The following is a 15,334-nucleotide window of genomic DNA, read 5'->3' on the forward strand; positions in this document are numbered from 1 at the left end:
GCCAGCAGGGAAATCCGCAGGTGTGAGTAAAATATTTGTAGGTGAAATGGAGAATGCGAATGGTTGCTTGTGATGATGATCGTGACCACTAAGCGAATGCTGTAAATGATCATTTTATTTGAATGCCAAGCCACCCGTTTTTTCTGTGAACATAACCATCCACGAATGGTTATGTTCATGCTTGGTGGTGAGCGAAACTTGCTCATGTTCAGAAAACCCACGAAATATTGACGACATTAGACGCTGTCGCACTCCGTTTTTCCCCATGGAATGACGTCGATGGCGAGTGAGTCATCTCCCCGCTTCGTCCATGACAAAAGCGCGAACCATCCTTTGGTCCGCGCTCCTCTTTTCCTCTTTTAGCTCCCCCACTCCTCCGGATTCTCCCGCCATTGCCGCAATGTCGCCAGATCGTGTTCGCTGACGGCGCCAAGGCGAACGGCCGTTTCGATGAGGGTGTTGTAGTCCGTAAGCGTGTAGGCAGGCAAATTCTCTTCGGCAAACGCCTGTTTCGCTTTTTCGAGCCCGTATGTGAAAATGGCGGCGACGCCCAGCACCTCGCAGCCTGCCTCTTTCAAGGCGCGGACGGCCGCAAGCGAGCTGCCGCCCGTCGAGATCAAGTCTTCGATAACGACCACGCGCTGGCCCGGTTCGGCTTTGCCTTCGATTTGTTTTCCTTTGCCGTGCGCTTTTGCTTGGCTGCGGACGTAGCACATCGGCAGATCAAGCCGCTCGCTCACCCAGGCGGCGTGCGGGATGCCGGCGGTCGCCGTGCCAGCGATGAGATTCGCTTCCGGGAAATGGGTGCGGATCAGCTCCGCGAGGCCGGCGGCGATCATGCGGCGCACGTCGGGGTAAGCAAGCGTCAGGCGGTTGTCGCAATAAATTGGCGATTTCAACCCCGAGGACCAAGTGAACGGTGCGTTCGGCTGCAGGGCGACCGCCCCGATTTCAAGCAATTTGGCGGCGATGTCGTGTTTCATTCTCTCTCTCCTCCGTTCCATTCGTGCTGCAAGCGATTGTACGCTTCAAGCGGATCCGCGGCGCGGGTGAGGCTGCGGCCGACGACGATATAGTCAGAACCAAGCTCGCGCGCTTTCCTTGGCGTGACGATGCGCACTTGGTCGTGCGCTGCCTCATCGGCAAAGCGGATGCCCGGCGTGACGGCGAGAAACGAGGCGCCGCACCGTTCTTTGATGAACGCCGCTTCTTTCGCCGAGCAGACGACGCCGTCAAGGCCGCTTTCTTTCGCCAAGGCGGCGTAATGGGCGACTGTTTCCGCAAGCGGGCGGGAAATCCACAGCTCCTCATGAAGCATTCGCTCGTCCGTGCTTGTCAGCTGGGTGACAGCGATGCAGCGCGGTCGCATTCTTCCGCTTGGCGTGCCGGCGTCAAGCCCCTCGATCGCCGCTTCCATCATGCGCCGGCCGCCGGCGGCGTGGACGTTCACCAAATCGGCGCCGACGCGGGCGAGCCCTTTCATCGCCTGTTTCACCGTGTTCGGGATGTCGTGCAGTTTTAAGTCTAAAAAGACGGCATGTCCTTGTTCTTTGAGAAACGCGACGATGGCAGGGCCCTCTTGGTAGTACAGCTCCATCCCGACTTTGACGAACAGCGGCGTTCCCGCAAATGGACGCAAAAAGGCGGCGGCTTCTTGCTTTGACGGAAAATCAAGCGCGACAATGAACGGCGTGTGCACCGGTCTTCCAGCTCCTTCCTATGCATTCGGAAATGTGGCCGATCCCGAGTTCATCGAGCAACGCCGGCAGGTCGGCGATGATCGTCGGGCAGACGAACGGGTCGACGAAGTTGGCCGTTCCGACCGCAACCGCGCTCGCGCCGGCGTAGAAAAATTCGAGCACGTCTTCCGCCGTCTGAATGCCGCCCATGCCGATGATCGGAATCGACACCGCCTGGCTCACTTCATAAATCATGCGGATGGCGATTGGTTTGACCGCCGGGCCGGATAAGCCGCCGGTGCCGTTGGCCAAAATCGGCCGGCCTGTTCTCACGTCAATGCGCATGCCAACGAGCGTATTGATCATCGTCAAGCCATCGGCGCCCGCTTGTTCAATCGCTTTTGCCATCGCCACGATGTCGGTGACGTTCGGCGACAGCTTCACGTACACCGGCACGGCGGACACTTCTTTGACAAGCCGCGTCAGCTCGGCGGCTACGTCCGGCACGGTGCCAAACGCAATGCCGCCTTTTTTCACGTTTGGGCAGGAAATGTTGAGCTCTAGCGCATGGACGTTGGGCGCCTTCGAAATCGCTTCGGCTACCTCGACGTACTCTTCTGCCGTTGAGCCGGCGATGTTGGCGATGATCGGCACGTCAAACTGCTGAAGCCACGGCAGCTCTTCTGCGAGCACTTTGTCAAGGCCGGGGTTTTGCAGGCCGATGGCGTTTAACATCCCAGCCGGCGTTTCTGCCACCCTTGGTGTCGGGTTGCCAAAGCGCGGCTCTTTTGTCGTCGCCTTGATCATCATGGCGCCTAACACGCTTAAATCGTAAAACTGGGCGTACTCGCGGCCAAATCCGAAACAGCCGGACGCCGGCATGATCGGGTTTTTGAGGGAAAGACCCGGCAGTTCAACCGCAAGCCGGTTCATAATACCACCTCCCCGGCCCGAAACACCGGACCGTCGCTGCATACTTTTTTATACGCCGTCCCGCTCCCCGGCACATGGCAGACGCAGGCAAAACACGCCCCGACGCCGCAGCCCATCCGCTCCTCGAGCGACACGTACACCGGCCGGTTCGGAAACCGTTCCGCCAGCGCCCGAAGCATCGGTTTCGGGCCGCAGGCGTATAAGACGTCAAACTCAAGCGAGCGCGCTTCGATCACATCGGTGACGCGCCCGGCCGTTCCGTGCGAGCCGTCATCGGTTGCGACATACGTCTCCCCAAACGCGGCGAATTCTTCTTCATAAAAGACCGCCGCTTTCGTTTGAAACCCGAGCACGCTCACCACTCCAACACCGCGCTTTGTGAGCTGTTTCGCCAGTTCATAGAGCGGCGGGACGCCGATGCCGCCGCCGACCAACAGCGCCCGGCCGCCCGCCGGCGCTGCCTCGAGCGGAAAGCCGTTGCCGAGCGGGCCGAGCACATCGACCACATCGCCCGGCTGTTTTTGCGCCAGCAGCGCGGTGCCTTTCCCTTCCTGGCGGTAAATGATCGTGCATTGGCCCTGCTTGCGGTCGATGCGGCAAAGGCTGAGCGGGCGGCGCAGGAGCGGATCGGCGGATGCGGCCACTTTCACATGAACGAACTGGCCCGGCTGCTTCATCTCTTGCACAAGGCGGCCGGAAAGCGTCAATTCATACGTCCGCTCGGCGATCAGCCGCTGGCTTGCGACCGTCATTCGTTCGCGGCCGATCATGACTGCACCAGCCCTTCCGTCATCGCTGTTGTCGAGAACGTCATCGATTCGAGCACTTGCAGCATCGCCCTTGCCGTATCGAGCGACGTCAAGCACGGAATGCCGTTTTCGACCGCTTCGCGGCGGATGCGGAAGCCGTCGCTTTCCGGCTGCTTCCCTTTTGTCAGCGTGTTGATGACAACTTGCGCTTTTCCTTGGCGGATGACATCCAAAATGTTCGGCGACGCCGAGTGGATTTTATTGACGACCGTCACCGGAATGCCGGCCGCGTTCAACGTTTCCGCCGTGCCGTTCGTCGCCAAGAGTTGGTAGCCGATATCGGCAAAGCGGCGGGCCAGCTCGACCGCTTCTTCCTTGTCTTTGTCGGCCACCGTCAACAACACGGCTCCGTGCGGCTGGATATGGATGCCCGAGGCGACAAGCCCCTTATAGAGCGCTTTTTCGAACGTCACGTCTTTGCCGATCACTTCGCCGGTCGACTTCATTTCCGGACCGAGCGAGATGTCGACGTTGCGCAGTTTGGCAAACGAGAACACCGGCACTTTCACGTACACGCCGGGGCGCACCGGGCAAACGCCCGTCTCATAGCCCATCTCGGCAAGCTTCGTCCCTAAAATGGCTTTCGTGGCGAGATTGGCCATCGGCACGCCGGTGATTTTGCTTAAAAACGGCACCGTGCGGCTTGAGCGCGGGTTCACTTCCAAGACGTAGACGTCGCTGCCTGCGACGACAAACTGGATGTTCAACAGCCCGACAATATGCAGCCCGCGCGCCAGTCGGATCGTGTAATCCGCGATCTTGTCGATCACTTCCGCGCTTAATGTCTGGGGCGGGTAGACGGCGATCGAGTCGCCGGAATGGACGCCGGCCCGTTCGATATGTTCCATGATCCCCGGGATGACGACCGTCTCGCCGTCGGCAATGGCGTCGACTTCGACTTCTTTGCCGGTGATGTACCGGTCAACGAGCACCGGGTGCTGCGGATTGACGCGCACGGCGTGTTCCATGTAATGAAGCAGCTCCTCGCGGTTATAGACAATTTCCATCGCCCGGCCGCCGAGCACGTAGGACGGGCGGACGAGCACCGGATAGCCGATCTCCTCCGCGATGGCGACCGCTTCTTCGACCGAAACGGCCGTTTTGCCGGCCGGCTTCGGAATGCCAAGCTCTGAGAGCGCCTGTTCAAATTTGTCGCGGTCTTCGGCGCGGTCCAAATCTTCAAGCGTCGTCCCAAGCAGGCGGACGCCGCGCGCTTCGAGTTCCGCCGCCAAGTTGATGGCCGTTTGCCCGCCGAACTGGACGATGACGCCGACCGGCTGTTCGAGGTCGATGACATGCATCACATCTTCGGCCGTCAGCGGCTCGAAATACAGTTTGTCCGACGTGCTGAAGTCGGTCGAGACCGTTTCCGGGTTGTTGTTGATGATGATCGCCTCATAGCCGGCCTGCTTAATGGCCCAGACGCAATGGACGGTCGCGTAGTCAAACTCGATCCCTTGGCCGATGCGGATCGGACCGGAACCGAGGACGATGACGCTCCGTTTTTCCGTCACGACCGATTCGTTTTCTTCCTCGTACGTGCTGTAGTAGTACGGCGTTTCCGACGTGAATTCAGCCGCGCACGTATCGACCATTTTGTACACCGGCACGATGCCTTCCTGGCGGCGCAGCGCGTAAACGTCGCGCTCCGTTTTGTTCCATAACGCCGCCACCGCCGCATCGGAGAAGCCGAGCGCTTTCGCGTTCTTTAACACGTCAAGGTCGCCTGGGTGGTTTTTCAAAACCGTTTCCATCTCGATGATGTTTTGGATTTTATGCAGGAAAAAGCGGTCGATTTGGCTCCATTCATGCAACGTATCGACCGTCACCCCGCGGCGGAGCGCCTCGGCGATGTAAAAGAGCCGCTCGTCGCCCGCCTTGCGGATCCGTTTTTCGATCACATCATCCGCCGCGTGTTTCACTTCGTTCAATTCGAGATGGTGCACGCCGATCTCGAGCGAACGAACGGCTTTTAACAGCGATTCTTCAAACGTCCGGCCGATCGCCATTACTTCGCCGGTCGCTTTCATTTGCGTGCCTAGCCGACGGTTCGCCGATTCGAATTTGTCAAACGGAAAGCGCGGAATTTTCGTCACGACGTAATCAAGCGCCGGCTCAAAGCAAGCGTACGTTTTCCCGGTGACCGGGTTGATCATTTCGTCAAGCGTCAGCCCGACGGCGATTTTCGCCGCCAGTTTCGCGATCGGATACCCCGTTGCTTTTGACGCCAACGCCGACGAGCGGCTGACGCGCGGATTCACTTCAATGACGTAATAGCGGAAGCTGTCCGGGTCGAGCGCGAGCTGGACGTTGCAGCCGCCTTCGATGCCAAGGGCGCGGATGATCTTAAGCGACGCGTTGCGGAGCAGCTGGTACTCGCGGTCGCTTAACGTCTGGCTCGGGGCGACGACGATCGAGTCACCCGTATGAATGCCGACCGGATCGATGTTTTCCATGTTGCAGACGACAATCGCGTTGTCGTTGGCGTCGCGCATCACTTCGTATTCGATTTCCTTGTAGCCGGCGATGCTCCGTTCAAGCAAGCATTGGTGCACCGGACTCAGCTTCAGGCCGGTTGACACAATCTCGACAAGCTCTTCTTCGTTCGTGCAAATGCCCCCGCCCGTGCCGCCGAGCGTGAACGCCGGACGGACGATGACCGGATAGCCGATTTGTTCGACAAAGGCGTACGCTTCTTCCAAGCTGTGAATAATCGCGCTTTCCGGCACCGGTTCGCCAAGCTCGTTCATGAGAGCGCGGAACTGTTCGCGGTCTTCCGCTTTTTCGATCGCTTCAAGCTTCGTGCCGAGAATTTCGACGCCGCACTCCTCGAGCACCCCGGCTTTGGCGAGCTCGACCGCCAAGTTAAGGCCCGTCTGGCCGCCGAGCGTCGGCAAAATCGCATCCGGCCGCTCCTTGCGGATGATGCGGGCGACAAACTCAAGCGTCAGCGGCTCCATATACACTTTATCGGCGATTTCCGTATCGGTCATGATCGTCGCCGGATTCGAGTTGACGAGAATGACTTTGTATCCTTCTTCTTTCAACGCGAGGCACGCTTGCGTTCCCGCATAGTCGAACTCAGCCGCCTGGCCGATGACGATCGGCCCCGAACCGATGACTAAAATCGTTTCAATGTCGCGGCGTTTAGGCATGGATGACTTCCCCTTTCTTGTTGAACTCACGGATGAGCGCCAAAAACTCGTCAAACAACGGATTCGCATCTTCCGGGCCCGGCGAGGCTTCCGGATGGTATTGCACCGTAAACGCCGGGAAATCGAGATGGCGGAGCCCTTCGACCGTGCCGTCATTTAAGGCGATATGCGTCACCTCAAGCCGGGTGCCAGAAAGCGACTCGTGCGTGACGGTATAGCCATGGTTTTGCGACGTGATGGCGACTTTGCCGGTGCGCAAGTCTTTGACCGGATGGTTCGAGCCGCGATGGCCGAATTTCATTTTCTCCGTATTCGCCCCGCATGCCAAGGCGAACAGCTGATGGCCGAGGCAGATGCCAAAGAGCGGCGCTTTGCCCAAGATCCCGCGTATCATCTCGATCGCTTCCGGCACGTCTTTCGGGTCGCCCGGTCCGTTCGAGAGCATGACCCCATCCGGATGCCAGCTCAATACGTCTTCCGCCGTCGCATTGTACGGCAACACGATGACATCGCAGTTTCGCTTGTTCAGTTCGCGCAAAATGCCGTGTTTCATCCCGAAATCAATCAAGACGATGCGCTCGCCTCGCCCCGGGCTTGGGTAGGCGCTTTTCGTTGAGACGCGCCGCACTTGGTCGCGCGGCCACTCCATCGCCCGCAGCTTGGCTGCTGCTTCCGCCGGATCGACATCTAGCCCACAGATCATCCCTTTTAACGTTCCGTATTGGCGGATGAGGCGCGTCAGTTTGCGCGTGTCGATGCCGGCCAGACCCGGGATGTCTTTTTCTTTTAAATACTCATCCAATGTTAGTTCCCCACGCCAGTTCGACGGCTTCACGCACGCTTCTTTGACGATGAACCCGTGCACATGCGGGCGGATCGCTTCAAAGTCGTCGCGGTTAATGCCGTAGTTGCCGATCAACGGATACGTCATCGTCACGATTTGCCCGCAATACGACGGGTCGGTCAAAATTTCTTGATATCCAGTCATCCCAGTGTTAAAGACGACTTCCCCGGTCGTCTCTTTCAAGCTGCCAAACGCTTCGCCGACAAAAAACGAACTATCTTCTAAAATCAGCTGCCGTTTCATCTTTGCGCCCTTCCTTTCTCCCATACGAGTGTTCCGCCAACGAACGTCATCACCGGCCAGCCTTGGCACACCCAGCCGGCAAACGGCGTATTTTTCCCTTTGGACGCAAACATCTCGGGATCAATCGCTTCTTCTGTTTCCAAATCAATGACCGCAATATCCGCCGGCGCCCCGACGGCAAGCCGCCCGGCCTTGAGGCCGAAACATTGCGCCGGCTTGATCGTCAGCCAATCGACAAGCTGCTTTAATGTAAACACGCCTGTTTTGACGAAATGGGTATATAAGAGCGGAAACGCCGTTTCGAGCCCAACGATGCCAAACGGCGCCGCCTCGATGCCTTTCGCTTTTTCCGCAGCCGTATGCGGCGCGTGGTCCGTGGCGATAAAATCGATCGTGCCGTCGAGCAGCCCTTCCATGAGCGCTTCACGGTCCGCGCGGCTGCGCAGCGGTGGGTTCATTTTGTAGTTCGCATCAAGCCCTGGAATATCCTCATCGCACAAGAGCAGATGGTGCGGCGTCACTTCGGCGGTGACGCGGATGCCGGCCCGCTTCGCGTCGCGGACGACGCGCACCGATTCTTTCGTGCTGATATGGCAGACGTGATAATGGCATCCGGCTGCCTCGGCAAGCAAGACGTCGCGGGCGATGTGCACCGCCTCGCAGACGGATGGAATGCCGCGAAGTCCATAGCGCCGGGCGAACTCGCCGTCATGCACCGCTCCGCCGTTTGTCAGCGTGTCGTCCTCGCAATGGGCAACGATCGCCATATCGAGCGCCGCCGCCTGTTTCATCGCTTCAAACATCATCCCGGCCGACTGGACGCCGACGCCGTCATCGGTAAAGGCGAACGCCCCTGCTTCTTTTAGCGCCGCAAAATCGGTCAGCTCCTCCCCTTTTTGCCCAATCGTGATCGCCGCGTACGGAAGCACGTTGACGCGCGCCGTTTCGCGGATGCGGGCTTGCAGCCGTTCCATCTGTTCTTTCCGGTCCGGCACCGGATTTGTGTTCGGCATGGCGGCAACCGTCGTAAAACCGCCTTTCGCCGCGGCGAGCGTGCCCGTTTCAATCGTTTCTTTCGCCTCGCCGCCTGGTTCGCGCAAATGAACGTGCAAGTCGATCAAGCCGGGAGCGATGAGACGACCGCCGACGTCGATCACGTCCTCCCCATCCGCTTCGAGCGGCTGTTCATACAGGATCGCCGCAATGGTTCCGTGTTCCATTTTGAGATGTGTCCGCACCAATTTCCCATCTTTATTGAACGACATGCCATTTTTCAGCCATACGTCCATGCTCCATTCTCCCTTCCATTGCCCGTTTTAAGACGGCCATCCGTACGTAGACGCCGTTTTCCATTTGTTTAAAGATGCGCGACGACTTCGCTTCGACAAGTTCGCTTGCGATTTCGACCCCGCGGTTGACCGGCGCCGGATGCAAGATGATGGCACCTTGTTTCATCCGCCGCGCCCGCTCAAGCGTCAACCCGTACCGCACATGGTACTCTTCTTTTGTCAAGCCCATCGTTTCTGCATGCCGCTCGTGCTGGATGCGAAGCAGCATCACGACATCGGCGCAGGCGATGGCCTCATCGAGTTCGACGTACGTCCCGTGCGGATTCGTTTCGTCTTTCCACTCTTCCGGTCCGGAAAACAGGACGTTCGCGCCCAATCGTGTCAACACTTCCGCATTGGAGCGAGCGACGCGGCTATGACGGATGTCGCCGATGATCGCCACCGTCAAGCCAGTGAAGGCGCCAAACTCTTGGCGGATCGTCAATAAATCCAAGAGCGACTGGGTCGGATGGTGCCCGCAGCCGTCGCCGGCGTTGATGACCGGGATGCCGACCGCATGACGGAGCGCTTCGAAATACGCATCTTCGTGGTGGCGGATGACAACCGCGTCAACGCCGATCGCTTCAAGCGTCTTGACCGTATCGTACAGCGTCTCCCCTTTTTGCACGCTTGACCGTTCCGGGTCAAATGGAATGACATGAAGCCCAAGCTTCCGTTCCGCCATCTCGAAGCTGCATTTCGTGCGCGTGCTCGGTTCGAAAAACAAGTTGGCGACGTACATCGGCGCCGCCGGGCGCCAGATGCTCCCGCTGCGGAACGCTTCCGCTTCATCGAGCAAACGGTGGATTTCATCAAGCGGCAGTTCACTTAATGCGAAAAGATGGGTCATCGGTCTCGCTCCTTTTCGTTTTTTCTCGAAAAAAAACACCTTGCCGGCCAGGCAAGGTGTGACGATCGGCGCATGGCAGGGCCGAAGGTGCACTCCGGCCCTGGATGCGCCTGTTTTCACACCTTTTTAAGCCTCACGGGACTTAATTAAAAGGTGTTTTGTATTCGATTTAGGCAACATGGCCGCTGTCGTTTTCAGCTTCAAATAAGTTTTCCGCTTCTTGCGGACGCCCCGGCAGCACTAAGTTGAGCAGGACGCCGACAATCGCCGAGAGCGCCATCCCGGTAATTTGGAAGCTGTCGCTGATTTTCAGCACCGCACCGCCGATGCCGATCACCAAGATAACCGAGGCGATGACCAAGTTGCGCGTCGCGCCGAAGTCGATGCGGCTGTCAACGAGCATCCGCAATCCGGACGAGGCGATGATGCCAAACAGCAAGATCGACACACCGCCCATGACCGGCGTCGGAATCGAGCTGATCAGCGCCGTGATTTTGCCGACGAAGCCGAAAGCGATCGCGATGACCGCCGCGCCGGCCAGCACGTAGACACTGTAGACGCGGGTGATCGCCAGCACACCGATGTTTTCCCCGTACGTCGTTTTCGGCGGACCGCCAAGCAAGGCGGAGATCATCGTCGCCGTTCCGTCCCCTAAAATCGAGCGGTGCAGCCCCGGTTTTTGAATGAGGTCGCGGCCGACGACTTTGCTTAAGACGAGCTGGTGGCCGATATGCTCGGACAAGGTGACGATCGCCACCGGCACCATGAGCATGACGATCTCCCATGTGACGCGCACCGGATAATCGGCAAACGGGATCAAGAAATCCGGCCATTCGAACCATTTCGCCGCCGCCACTTTCGACAAATCGACGAGCCCGACCGCCAACGCGTAGAGATAGCCGACGACAATGCCGACAAGCACCGGAATCAAGCTCAACATGCCGCGCGCGAGCACGGAGCAGACGATCGTGGCCGCGAGCGTCACCAGCGCCACCGAGAAATGGAGCAAGCTGTATTTGCCGTCCGGGCCGTTCATCGCCATCCCGACCGCCGTCCCGGCCAAGCCGAGGCCGATGACGATGATGACCGGGCCGACCACAACCGGCGGCAACAGTTTCATCACCCAGCGGTAGCCGGCTTTTTTAATGATGAGGGCGACAACCCCGTACACCAATCCGGCGAGGAAGCTGCCGATCATCGCCGCTCCCGGGCCGCCAGCCGTTTTCGCCGCGATGATCGGCGCAATGTAGGCGAACGACGAGCCAAGATACGCCGGCACTTGCCATTTCGTAATGAGCAAAAACGCCAATGTTCCGAGCCCGCTTGTCAGCAAGGCGATCGACGGATCTAAGCCGACTAAGTACGGCACTAAAATCGTCGCCCCGAACATGGCGAATAAATGCTGAAGGCTTAGCGTGATCCATTGCCCAACAGTCGGGCGGTCTTGAATGTCCAACACCGGTTTGTTCATCTTTCGTCACTCCTTTTGTAAAATGAGCCAACTTGTTTTTTAGTGTGCACAAAAACACCCTCTTTGCCCATGAAGGCGCAAAGAGGGTGCAGAAACAGCCGAAACGATTCCGCCCCTTTTGCAGCCTCACGGGACTGCGCTTAAAAGGGTGCTTCGCTATTTTTCATGAATGGAGACTTGATCGATGCCGTCCACTTCCGAAAGCTCCACGACGATCAGTTCCGAACGAGAGGTCGGCACGTTTTTGCCGACGAAATCAGCGCGGATCGGGAGTTCCCTGTGGCCGCGGTCAACAAGCACGGCGAGCTGGATGCGCGCCGGGCGGCCCAAATCCATGACCGCATCCATCGCCGCCCGCACCGTCCGGCCGGTAAAGAGCACATCATCAACTAAAATGACATTCCGCTCGGTCACCGGAAACGGCACATTCGTTCCTTTCACAAGCGGTTCATGGTCGTCCGTCTTCACGGTCAAATCGTCGCGGTACAAGGTGATGTCAAGCTCACCGACGGGAACGGACGCCCCTTCAATTTGCTCGATCCGCTCCGCCAAGCGGCGCGCCAAGTAAATGCCGCGCGTTTTAATTCCGACAAGCACGCAGCCGTCAATGCCTTTGTTTCGTTCGATGATTTCGTGGGCGATGCGCGTCAAAGCGCGGCGAATCGCCTGTTCGTCCATCACGACCGCCTTTTGCATACAAGCCACCTCCGTTGGCACAAAAAATCCCCCGCCTGTGAAGCGGGGGATGGCGCGCTTATCGCCAAACAAGATGGGCATACATCGCCCTTCTTTGTCATTCCGACCCCTTTTCAGCCTCACAGGACTGAACTTAAAGGTTCCTGTTCACCTGTTTTCATTGTAAAGGGGGCGTGTTCGTTTGTCAATCGTTTTTTCGCAGCCAGTCAAGCAGCTCGGCAAACTCCGGCGGCAACGGCGCTTCGAATTCCAAATACTCGCCGCTTCTCGGATGACGGAAGCCGAGCACCCCGGCGTGAAGCGCCTGGCCGTCGATGGCGAGCGTTTTTTTCGGCCCGTATTGCGGGTCGCCAGCGAGCGGATAGCCGATGTATTTCATATGGACGCGAATTTGGTGCGTCCGCCCCGTTTCCAGCTGGCACTCCACATACGTATAATGGCGAAACCGCTCGAGCACGCGGAAATGGGTGACGGCTTCCTTGCCGTTTTCCTCGGTGACGGCCATTTTCTTTCGATCGCGCTTGTCGCGGCCGATCGGCGCGTCGATCGTCCCGTAATCGTGTGGAATGACGCCGTGGACGATCGCCTTGTAGCGCCGCGTCACCGTTTTGTTCACAAGCTGCTCGACGAGCGAGCGGTGGGCGGCGTCGTTTTTCGCCACCATCAATAGTCCTGATGTGTCTTTGTCAATCCGATGGACGATGCCGGGGCGAAGCACGCCGTTGATCCCAGACAGGTCGCGGCAATGGGCGAGAAGCGCGTTGACAAGCGTGCCGCGCATATGCCCGGGCGCCGGATGGACGACCATGCCGCGCGGCTTGTTGACGACAAGGACATCCTCATCCTCATAATAAATGTCCAGCGGAATCGGCTCCGGCTCGACATGAAGCGGCTCCGGCTCCGGCGGTGAGACAGCGACCGAGTCGCCCGCCTCGCATTTGTAGTTCGCCTTCACCGTTTGGCCGTTCACGGTCACAAGCCCGTTTTTGATCCATTGCTGCACTTGTGAACGCGACCATTCCTCATTTAACGCCGCGATCACTTTATCAATTCGTTCGCCGTCATATTCGTCTTCAATGTGAAATGTGATCGTGTCCATCTACTCATTCCCTTTCTCTGGTGTCGCGAAAAAAAACATATGGACAAACAGCAAGATGACGCCGACCGTCAGCGCCGAGTCAGCCACGTTGAACACCGGAAAACTGTACGTGCCGATGTACGCGTGGATGAAATCGACCACTTCCTTGCGAAAGACGCGGTCGAGAAAATTGCCAATCGCCCCGCCGAGCATCAGCCCAAGCCCTACGCCCGCCAGGCGTTCAGAAGGCTTCAGGCGGCGAATGTAGATCACGATCGCCGCCACGACAATAACCGTAATCAAATAAAAGAGCCAAAACTGCCCTTCTAGCATGCCCCACGCCGCCCCGCGATTGCGGTGCGACGTAATATAGAGCACATTGTCAATGATCGGGATGCTTTCCCCAAGCCGCATATAGCGGACGACAAGCCATTTCGTCCATTGATCGAGGATGAAGACCGCCGCCGCAATCCAATAGTATGCCACCGTGCCAAGTCCCCCTGTCCTTCTCATTCATCCTTTTTGCATTGTAGCATAATTCGCCATGGCAAACAAATGAAGCGGCAAGGCCGAGTCAGTCAAGACTTTGTGGAGAACATTTTTTCGGTTCACTACGGGCGTTGTCAATCACTAGTTAGCGAACCATTTTCAGGAATTAATATCGTAAGCGCTTTCGGACTCTCATCCCTCATCTTGAGGCGATGATACGATATTCCATTTTTTTACACCCAACCACCATCCCGGAGCGCCGACAACGCTTGATGGATCGGCGTCCCGGATGACCGCTGCAGACACGGTAGATTCTGACGCACCACATCTGCCCATAACCGTCCGGCCTTCCGTTTGGCCTGTTCGATCCGCTTGGACTTTGTTGAGGCCGAGACGGCCGACTGGGGCTCTTGCTCCTCCCACCGTCCCTTTCTCCACCCGATCCCGTCGATTCGGGCCGCCATCGCCCTCAGAAACGCCCGAAGCCCTTGGTCTTTCCAGCTGCGGCGGGATTTCACCCGATGCGCAAACCGGCTCATCACGCTCTCGGCGTGGCCCATCGGACGCATGCCGGTCGTCTCCACCCCTTGCTCCGACAGCCACTCCCGATAGTCCCGGATGCATCCCGGCATCGACTCGATCCGGCGGATCATGGCAGCCATCTGCTTCTCTTTCGCTTCGTCCTCCAACGTGCCGACCGCGCTGTTCAGCTCCACCAGAAGCCCCTCTTCGTCTTGTTTCGCCAGCTTCTTCCGCACCTCCCGCCAACGCGGATGGCCGGACAGACACTGACGCAGCTCCCGCGCCACATGAAATCGATCCAGCTGAAAGCACGCCCGCTTCCCAAAATACTCCCGGCAGGCCGTGATCCACGACGCCGCGTCGCCGTTGATGATCAAAAGGTCCCGGCACGGATCATAGGCATATTCGTTCATCAGCCACTCTTCAAACCGTTCCCACACGTCTCCCGCCCCTTCATGGAGGTAGTGGCGCCGGTTTACCAGCTCAAGCTGCGAACCGTTTCGTTTCCATCCCTCGTGAATCGCCAGGATTTTCTCTTCTTTCGCCCGTTTCCCTTTCCCCTGGCGGGAAATGAACAGCCCATCCGCCTCCACAAACAGCACTCGGCCGTGCCGTTTGGAAACAGGGTGGTGCAGCGAGACAGGGGCCTCCAGCACCAGTTGGCGAATCGCCTCGTGGCTCATGACCGCATACCCTACGATCGACTCGAGTGTGCGAGCCGCTTTGCGGTAGGAAGAGCACTCTACGGCCAACTCGACCGCCGTTTCCTCGAGGCAAGGACTGATCGATCGGGCCCCATCAAAGCCTAATTCGGCATCCAGCAAGAAGGTATAGTTCCCCGTTTGCCGGTCATAGTAGTAGTTCCGTCGAAACGTCACTTCTCCAAACAGCGTTTGGATCGTAGTCGGCCGTTTGTCTTTCAGCTGATACCGGCGCTTGTCCCGCGCTTCCGCCAGTTGTTGATCAATCTCCTCCAAAAGGGCCGCCAACAAGACAGCGAACACCTTTTGAAGAGTTCTGACTAATTGTTCCTCCAGCTCTTTTAATAAAGGCCATTCTGTGGTAAGATGTTTCATGGACTCTCTCCCTCCTGTTTTCGGTTGATGTTGACAATCACCATCATAGCAGGGAGAGAGTCCTTTTTGCATGACATTTGCTTTTTTCTACCGCGCTTCGCTTGGTGGCCCCGACGAGCGTCACGAACAAAAGTTCGCAACCCTCGTCGGGGATCATTTCG

Annotated in this window: 13 protein-coding genes; all 13 read right to left on the minus strand. The window is 58.1% G+C overall.

The genetic code is table 11. The features are described from left to right. Window positions 1-359: 359 nt before the first annotated feature. The 13 genes from pyrE to GC56T3_RS12735 all read right to left on the minus strand — a co-directional run bounded on the left by pyrE (window position 360) and on the right by GC56T3_RS12735 (window position 15,173). Window positions 360-983, minus strand: a complete 624-nt coding sequence (pyrE, locus tag GC56T3_RS12675; RefSeq protein WP_013145822.1) for an orotate phosphoribosyltransferase — start codon at window positions 981-983, stop codon at window positions 360-362. Continuing rightward, a complete protein-coding gene (pyrF, locus tag GC56T3_RS12680) occupies window positions 980-1,699 on the minus strand; it encodes an orotidine-5'-phosphate decarboxylase (protein WP_013145823.1) in 720 nt (239 codons plus the stop codon). The genes pyrE and pyrF overlap by 4 nt, the downstream gene beginning before the upstream one ends. Next, complete coding sequence (locus GC56T3_RS12685; RefSeq protein WP_013145824.1) at window positions 1,671-2,612, minus strand: dihydroorotate dehydrogenase; 942 nt, start codon at window positions 2,610-2,612, stop codon at window positions 1,671-1,673. The genes pyrF and GC56T3_RS12685 overlap by 29 nt, the downstream gene beginning before the upstream one ends. After that, window positions 2,609-3,382 carry a dihydroorotate dehydrogenase electron transfer subunit gene (locus GC56T3_RS12690; RefSeq protein WP_013145825.1) on the minus strand — a complete coding sequence of 258 codons (774 nt, stop codon included), beginning with the start codon at window positions 3,380-3,382 and terminating at the stop codon, window positions 2,609-2,611. Before GC56T3_RS12690 ends, GC56T3_RS12685 begins: the two co-directional genes overlap by 4 nt. Then, the gene (gene carB / locus GC56T3_RS12695) at window positions 3,379-6,576 is read right to left on the minus strand and encodes a carbamoyl-phosphate synthase large subunit (RefSeq protein ID WP_013145826.1); all 3,198 of its coding nucleotides are present in this window, start codon (window positions 6,574-6,576) and stop codon (window positions 3,379-3,381) included. Before carB ends, GC56T3_RS12690 begins: the two co-directional genes overlap by 4 nt. Next, on the minus strand, window positions 6,569-7,663 hold the full coding sequence (locus tag GC56T3_RS12700; RefSeq protein WP_013145827.1) for a carbamoyl phosphate synthase small subunit: 1,095 nt from the start codon (window positions 7,661-7,663) through the stop codon (window positions 6,569-6,571). Before GC56T3_RS12700 ends, carB begins: the two co-directional genes overlap by 8 nt. Further along, window positions 7,660-8,952: a dihydroorotase gene (locus tag GC56T3_RS12705; RefSeq protein WP_013145828.1), complete on the minus strand. Its 1,293-nt coding sequence runs from the start codon at window positions 8,950-8,952 to the stop codon at window positions 7,660-7,662. The genes GC56T3_RS12700 and GC56T3_RS12705 overlap by 4 nt, the downstream gene beginning before the upstream one ends. Beyond that, window positions 8,915-9,841: an aspartate carbamoyltransferase catalytic subunit gene (locus GC56T3_RS12710; protein ID WP_013145829.1), complete on the minus strand. Its 927-nt coding sequence runs from the start codon at window positions 9,839-9,841 to the stop codon at window positions 8,915-8,917. Before GC56T3_RS12710 ends, GC56T3_RS12705 begins: the two co-directional genes overlap by 38 nt. Before the next feature lie 169 nt (window positions 9,842-10,010). Further along, window positions 10,011-11,312 (minus strand): solute carrier family 23 protein, encoded by a 1,302-nt coding sequence (locus GC56T3_RS12715; protein ID WP_013145830.1) that lies wholly within the window; start codon window positions 11,310-11,312, stop codon window positions 10,011-10,013. Window positions 11,313-11,468: 156 nt separating this feature from the next. Continuing rightward, entirely contained in the window at window positions 11,469-12,008 is a 540-nt protein-coding gene (gene pyrR / locus GC56T3_RS12720; RefSeq protein ID WP_011230647.1) for a bifunctional pyr operon transcriptional regulator/uracil phosphoribosyltransferase PyrR, read from the minus strand. Window positions 12,009-12,192: 184 nt separating this feature from the next. Further along, window positions 12,193-13,107, minus strand: coding sequence for an RluA family pseudouridine synthase (locus GC56T3_RS12725; RefSeq protein ID WP_011230646.1), 915 nt, complete (start codon window positions 13,105-13,107; stop codon window positions 12,193-12,195). Then, window positions 13,108-13,599: a signal peptidase II gene (lspA, locus tag GC56T3_RS12730; RefSeq protein ID WP_083778784.1), complete on the minus strand. Its 492-nt coding sequence runs from the start codon at window positions 13,597-13,599 to the stop codon at window positions 13,108-13,110. 209 nt (window positions 13,600-13,808) lie between these two features. Continuing rightward, complete coding sequence (locus GC56T3_RS12735) at window positions 13,809-15,173, minus strand: ISLre2 family transposase (protein ID WP_013145704.1); 1,365 nt, start codon at window positions 15,171-15,173, stop codon at window positions 13,809-13,811. Between the last annotated feature and the right edge of the window lie 161 nt (window positions 15,174-15,334).

It is taken from the genome of Geobacillus sp. C56-T3 (assembly GCF_000092445.1).
GTDB classification, from domain to species: domain Bacteria; phylum Bacillota; class Bacilli; order Bacillales; family Anoxybacillaceae; genus Geobacillus; species Geobacillus thermoleovorans.

Bases quoted from the DNA above. Each gene is read 5' to 3' on its own strand.
- GC56T3_RS12725 (WP_011230646.1), bottom strand. From the start codon at position 13,107: ATGGACACGATCACATTTCACATTGAAGACGAATATGACGGCGAACGA.
- GC56T3_RS12715 (WP_013145830.1), bottom strand. From the start codon at position 11,312: ATGAACAAACCGGTGTTGGACATTCAAGACCGCCCGACTGTTGGGCAA.
- pyrE (WP_013145822.1), bottom strand. From the start codon at position 983: ATGAAACACGACATCGCCGCCAAATTGCTTGAAATCGGGGCGGTCGCC.
- GC56T3_RS12685 (WP_013145824.1), bottom strand. From the start codon at position 2,612: ATGAACCGGCTTGCGGTTGAACTGCCGGGTCTTTCCCTCAAAAACCCG.
- pyrR (WP_011230647.1), bottom strand. From the start codon at position 12,008: ATGCAAAAGGCGGTCGTGATGGACGAACAGGCGATTCGCCGCGCTTTG.
- carB (WP_013145826.1), bottom strand. From the start codon at position 6,576: ATGCCTAAACGCCGCGACATTGAAACGATTTTAGTCATCGGTTCGGGG.
- GC56T3_RS12690 (WP_013145825.1), bottom strand. From the start codon at position 3,382: ATGATCGGCCGCGAACGAATGACGGTCGCAAGCCAGCGGCTGATCGCC.
- GC56T3_RS12710 (WP_013145829.1), bottom strand. From the start codon at position 9,841: ATGACCCATCTTTTCGCATTAAGTGAACTGCCGCTTGATGAAATCCAC.
- lspA (WP_083778784.1), bottom strand. From the start codon at position 13,599: ATGAGAAGGACAGGGGGACTTGGCACGGTGGCATACTATTGGATTGCG.
- GC56T3_RS12700 (WP_013145827.1), bottom strand. From the start codon at position 7,663: ATGAAACGGCAGCTGATTTTAGAAGATAGTTCGTTTTTTGTCGGCGAA.
- GC56T3_RS12705 (WP_013145828.1), bottom strand. From the start codon at position 8,952: ATGGACGTATGGCTGAAAAATGGCATGTCGTTCAATAAAGATGGGAAA.
- GC56T3_RS12735 (WP_013145704.1), bottom strand. From the start codon at position 15,173: ATGAAACATCTTACCACAGAATGGCCTTTATTAAAAGAGCTGGAGGAA.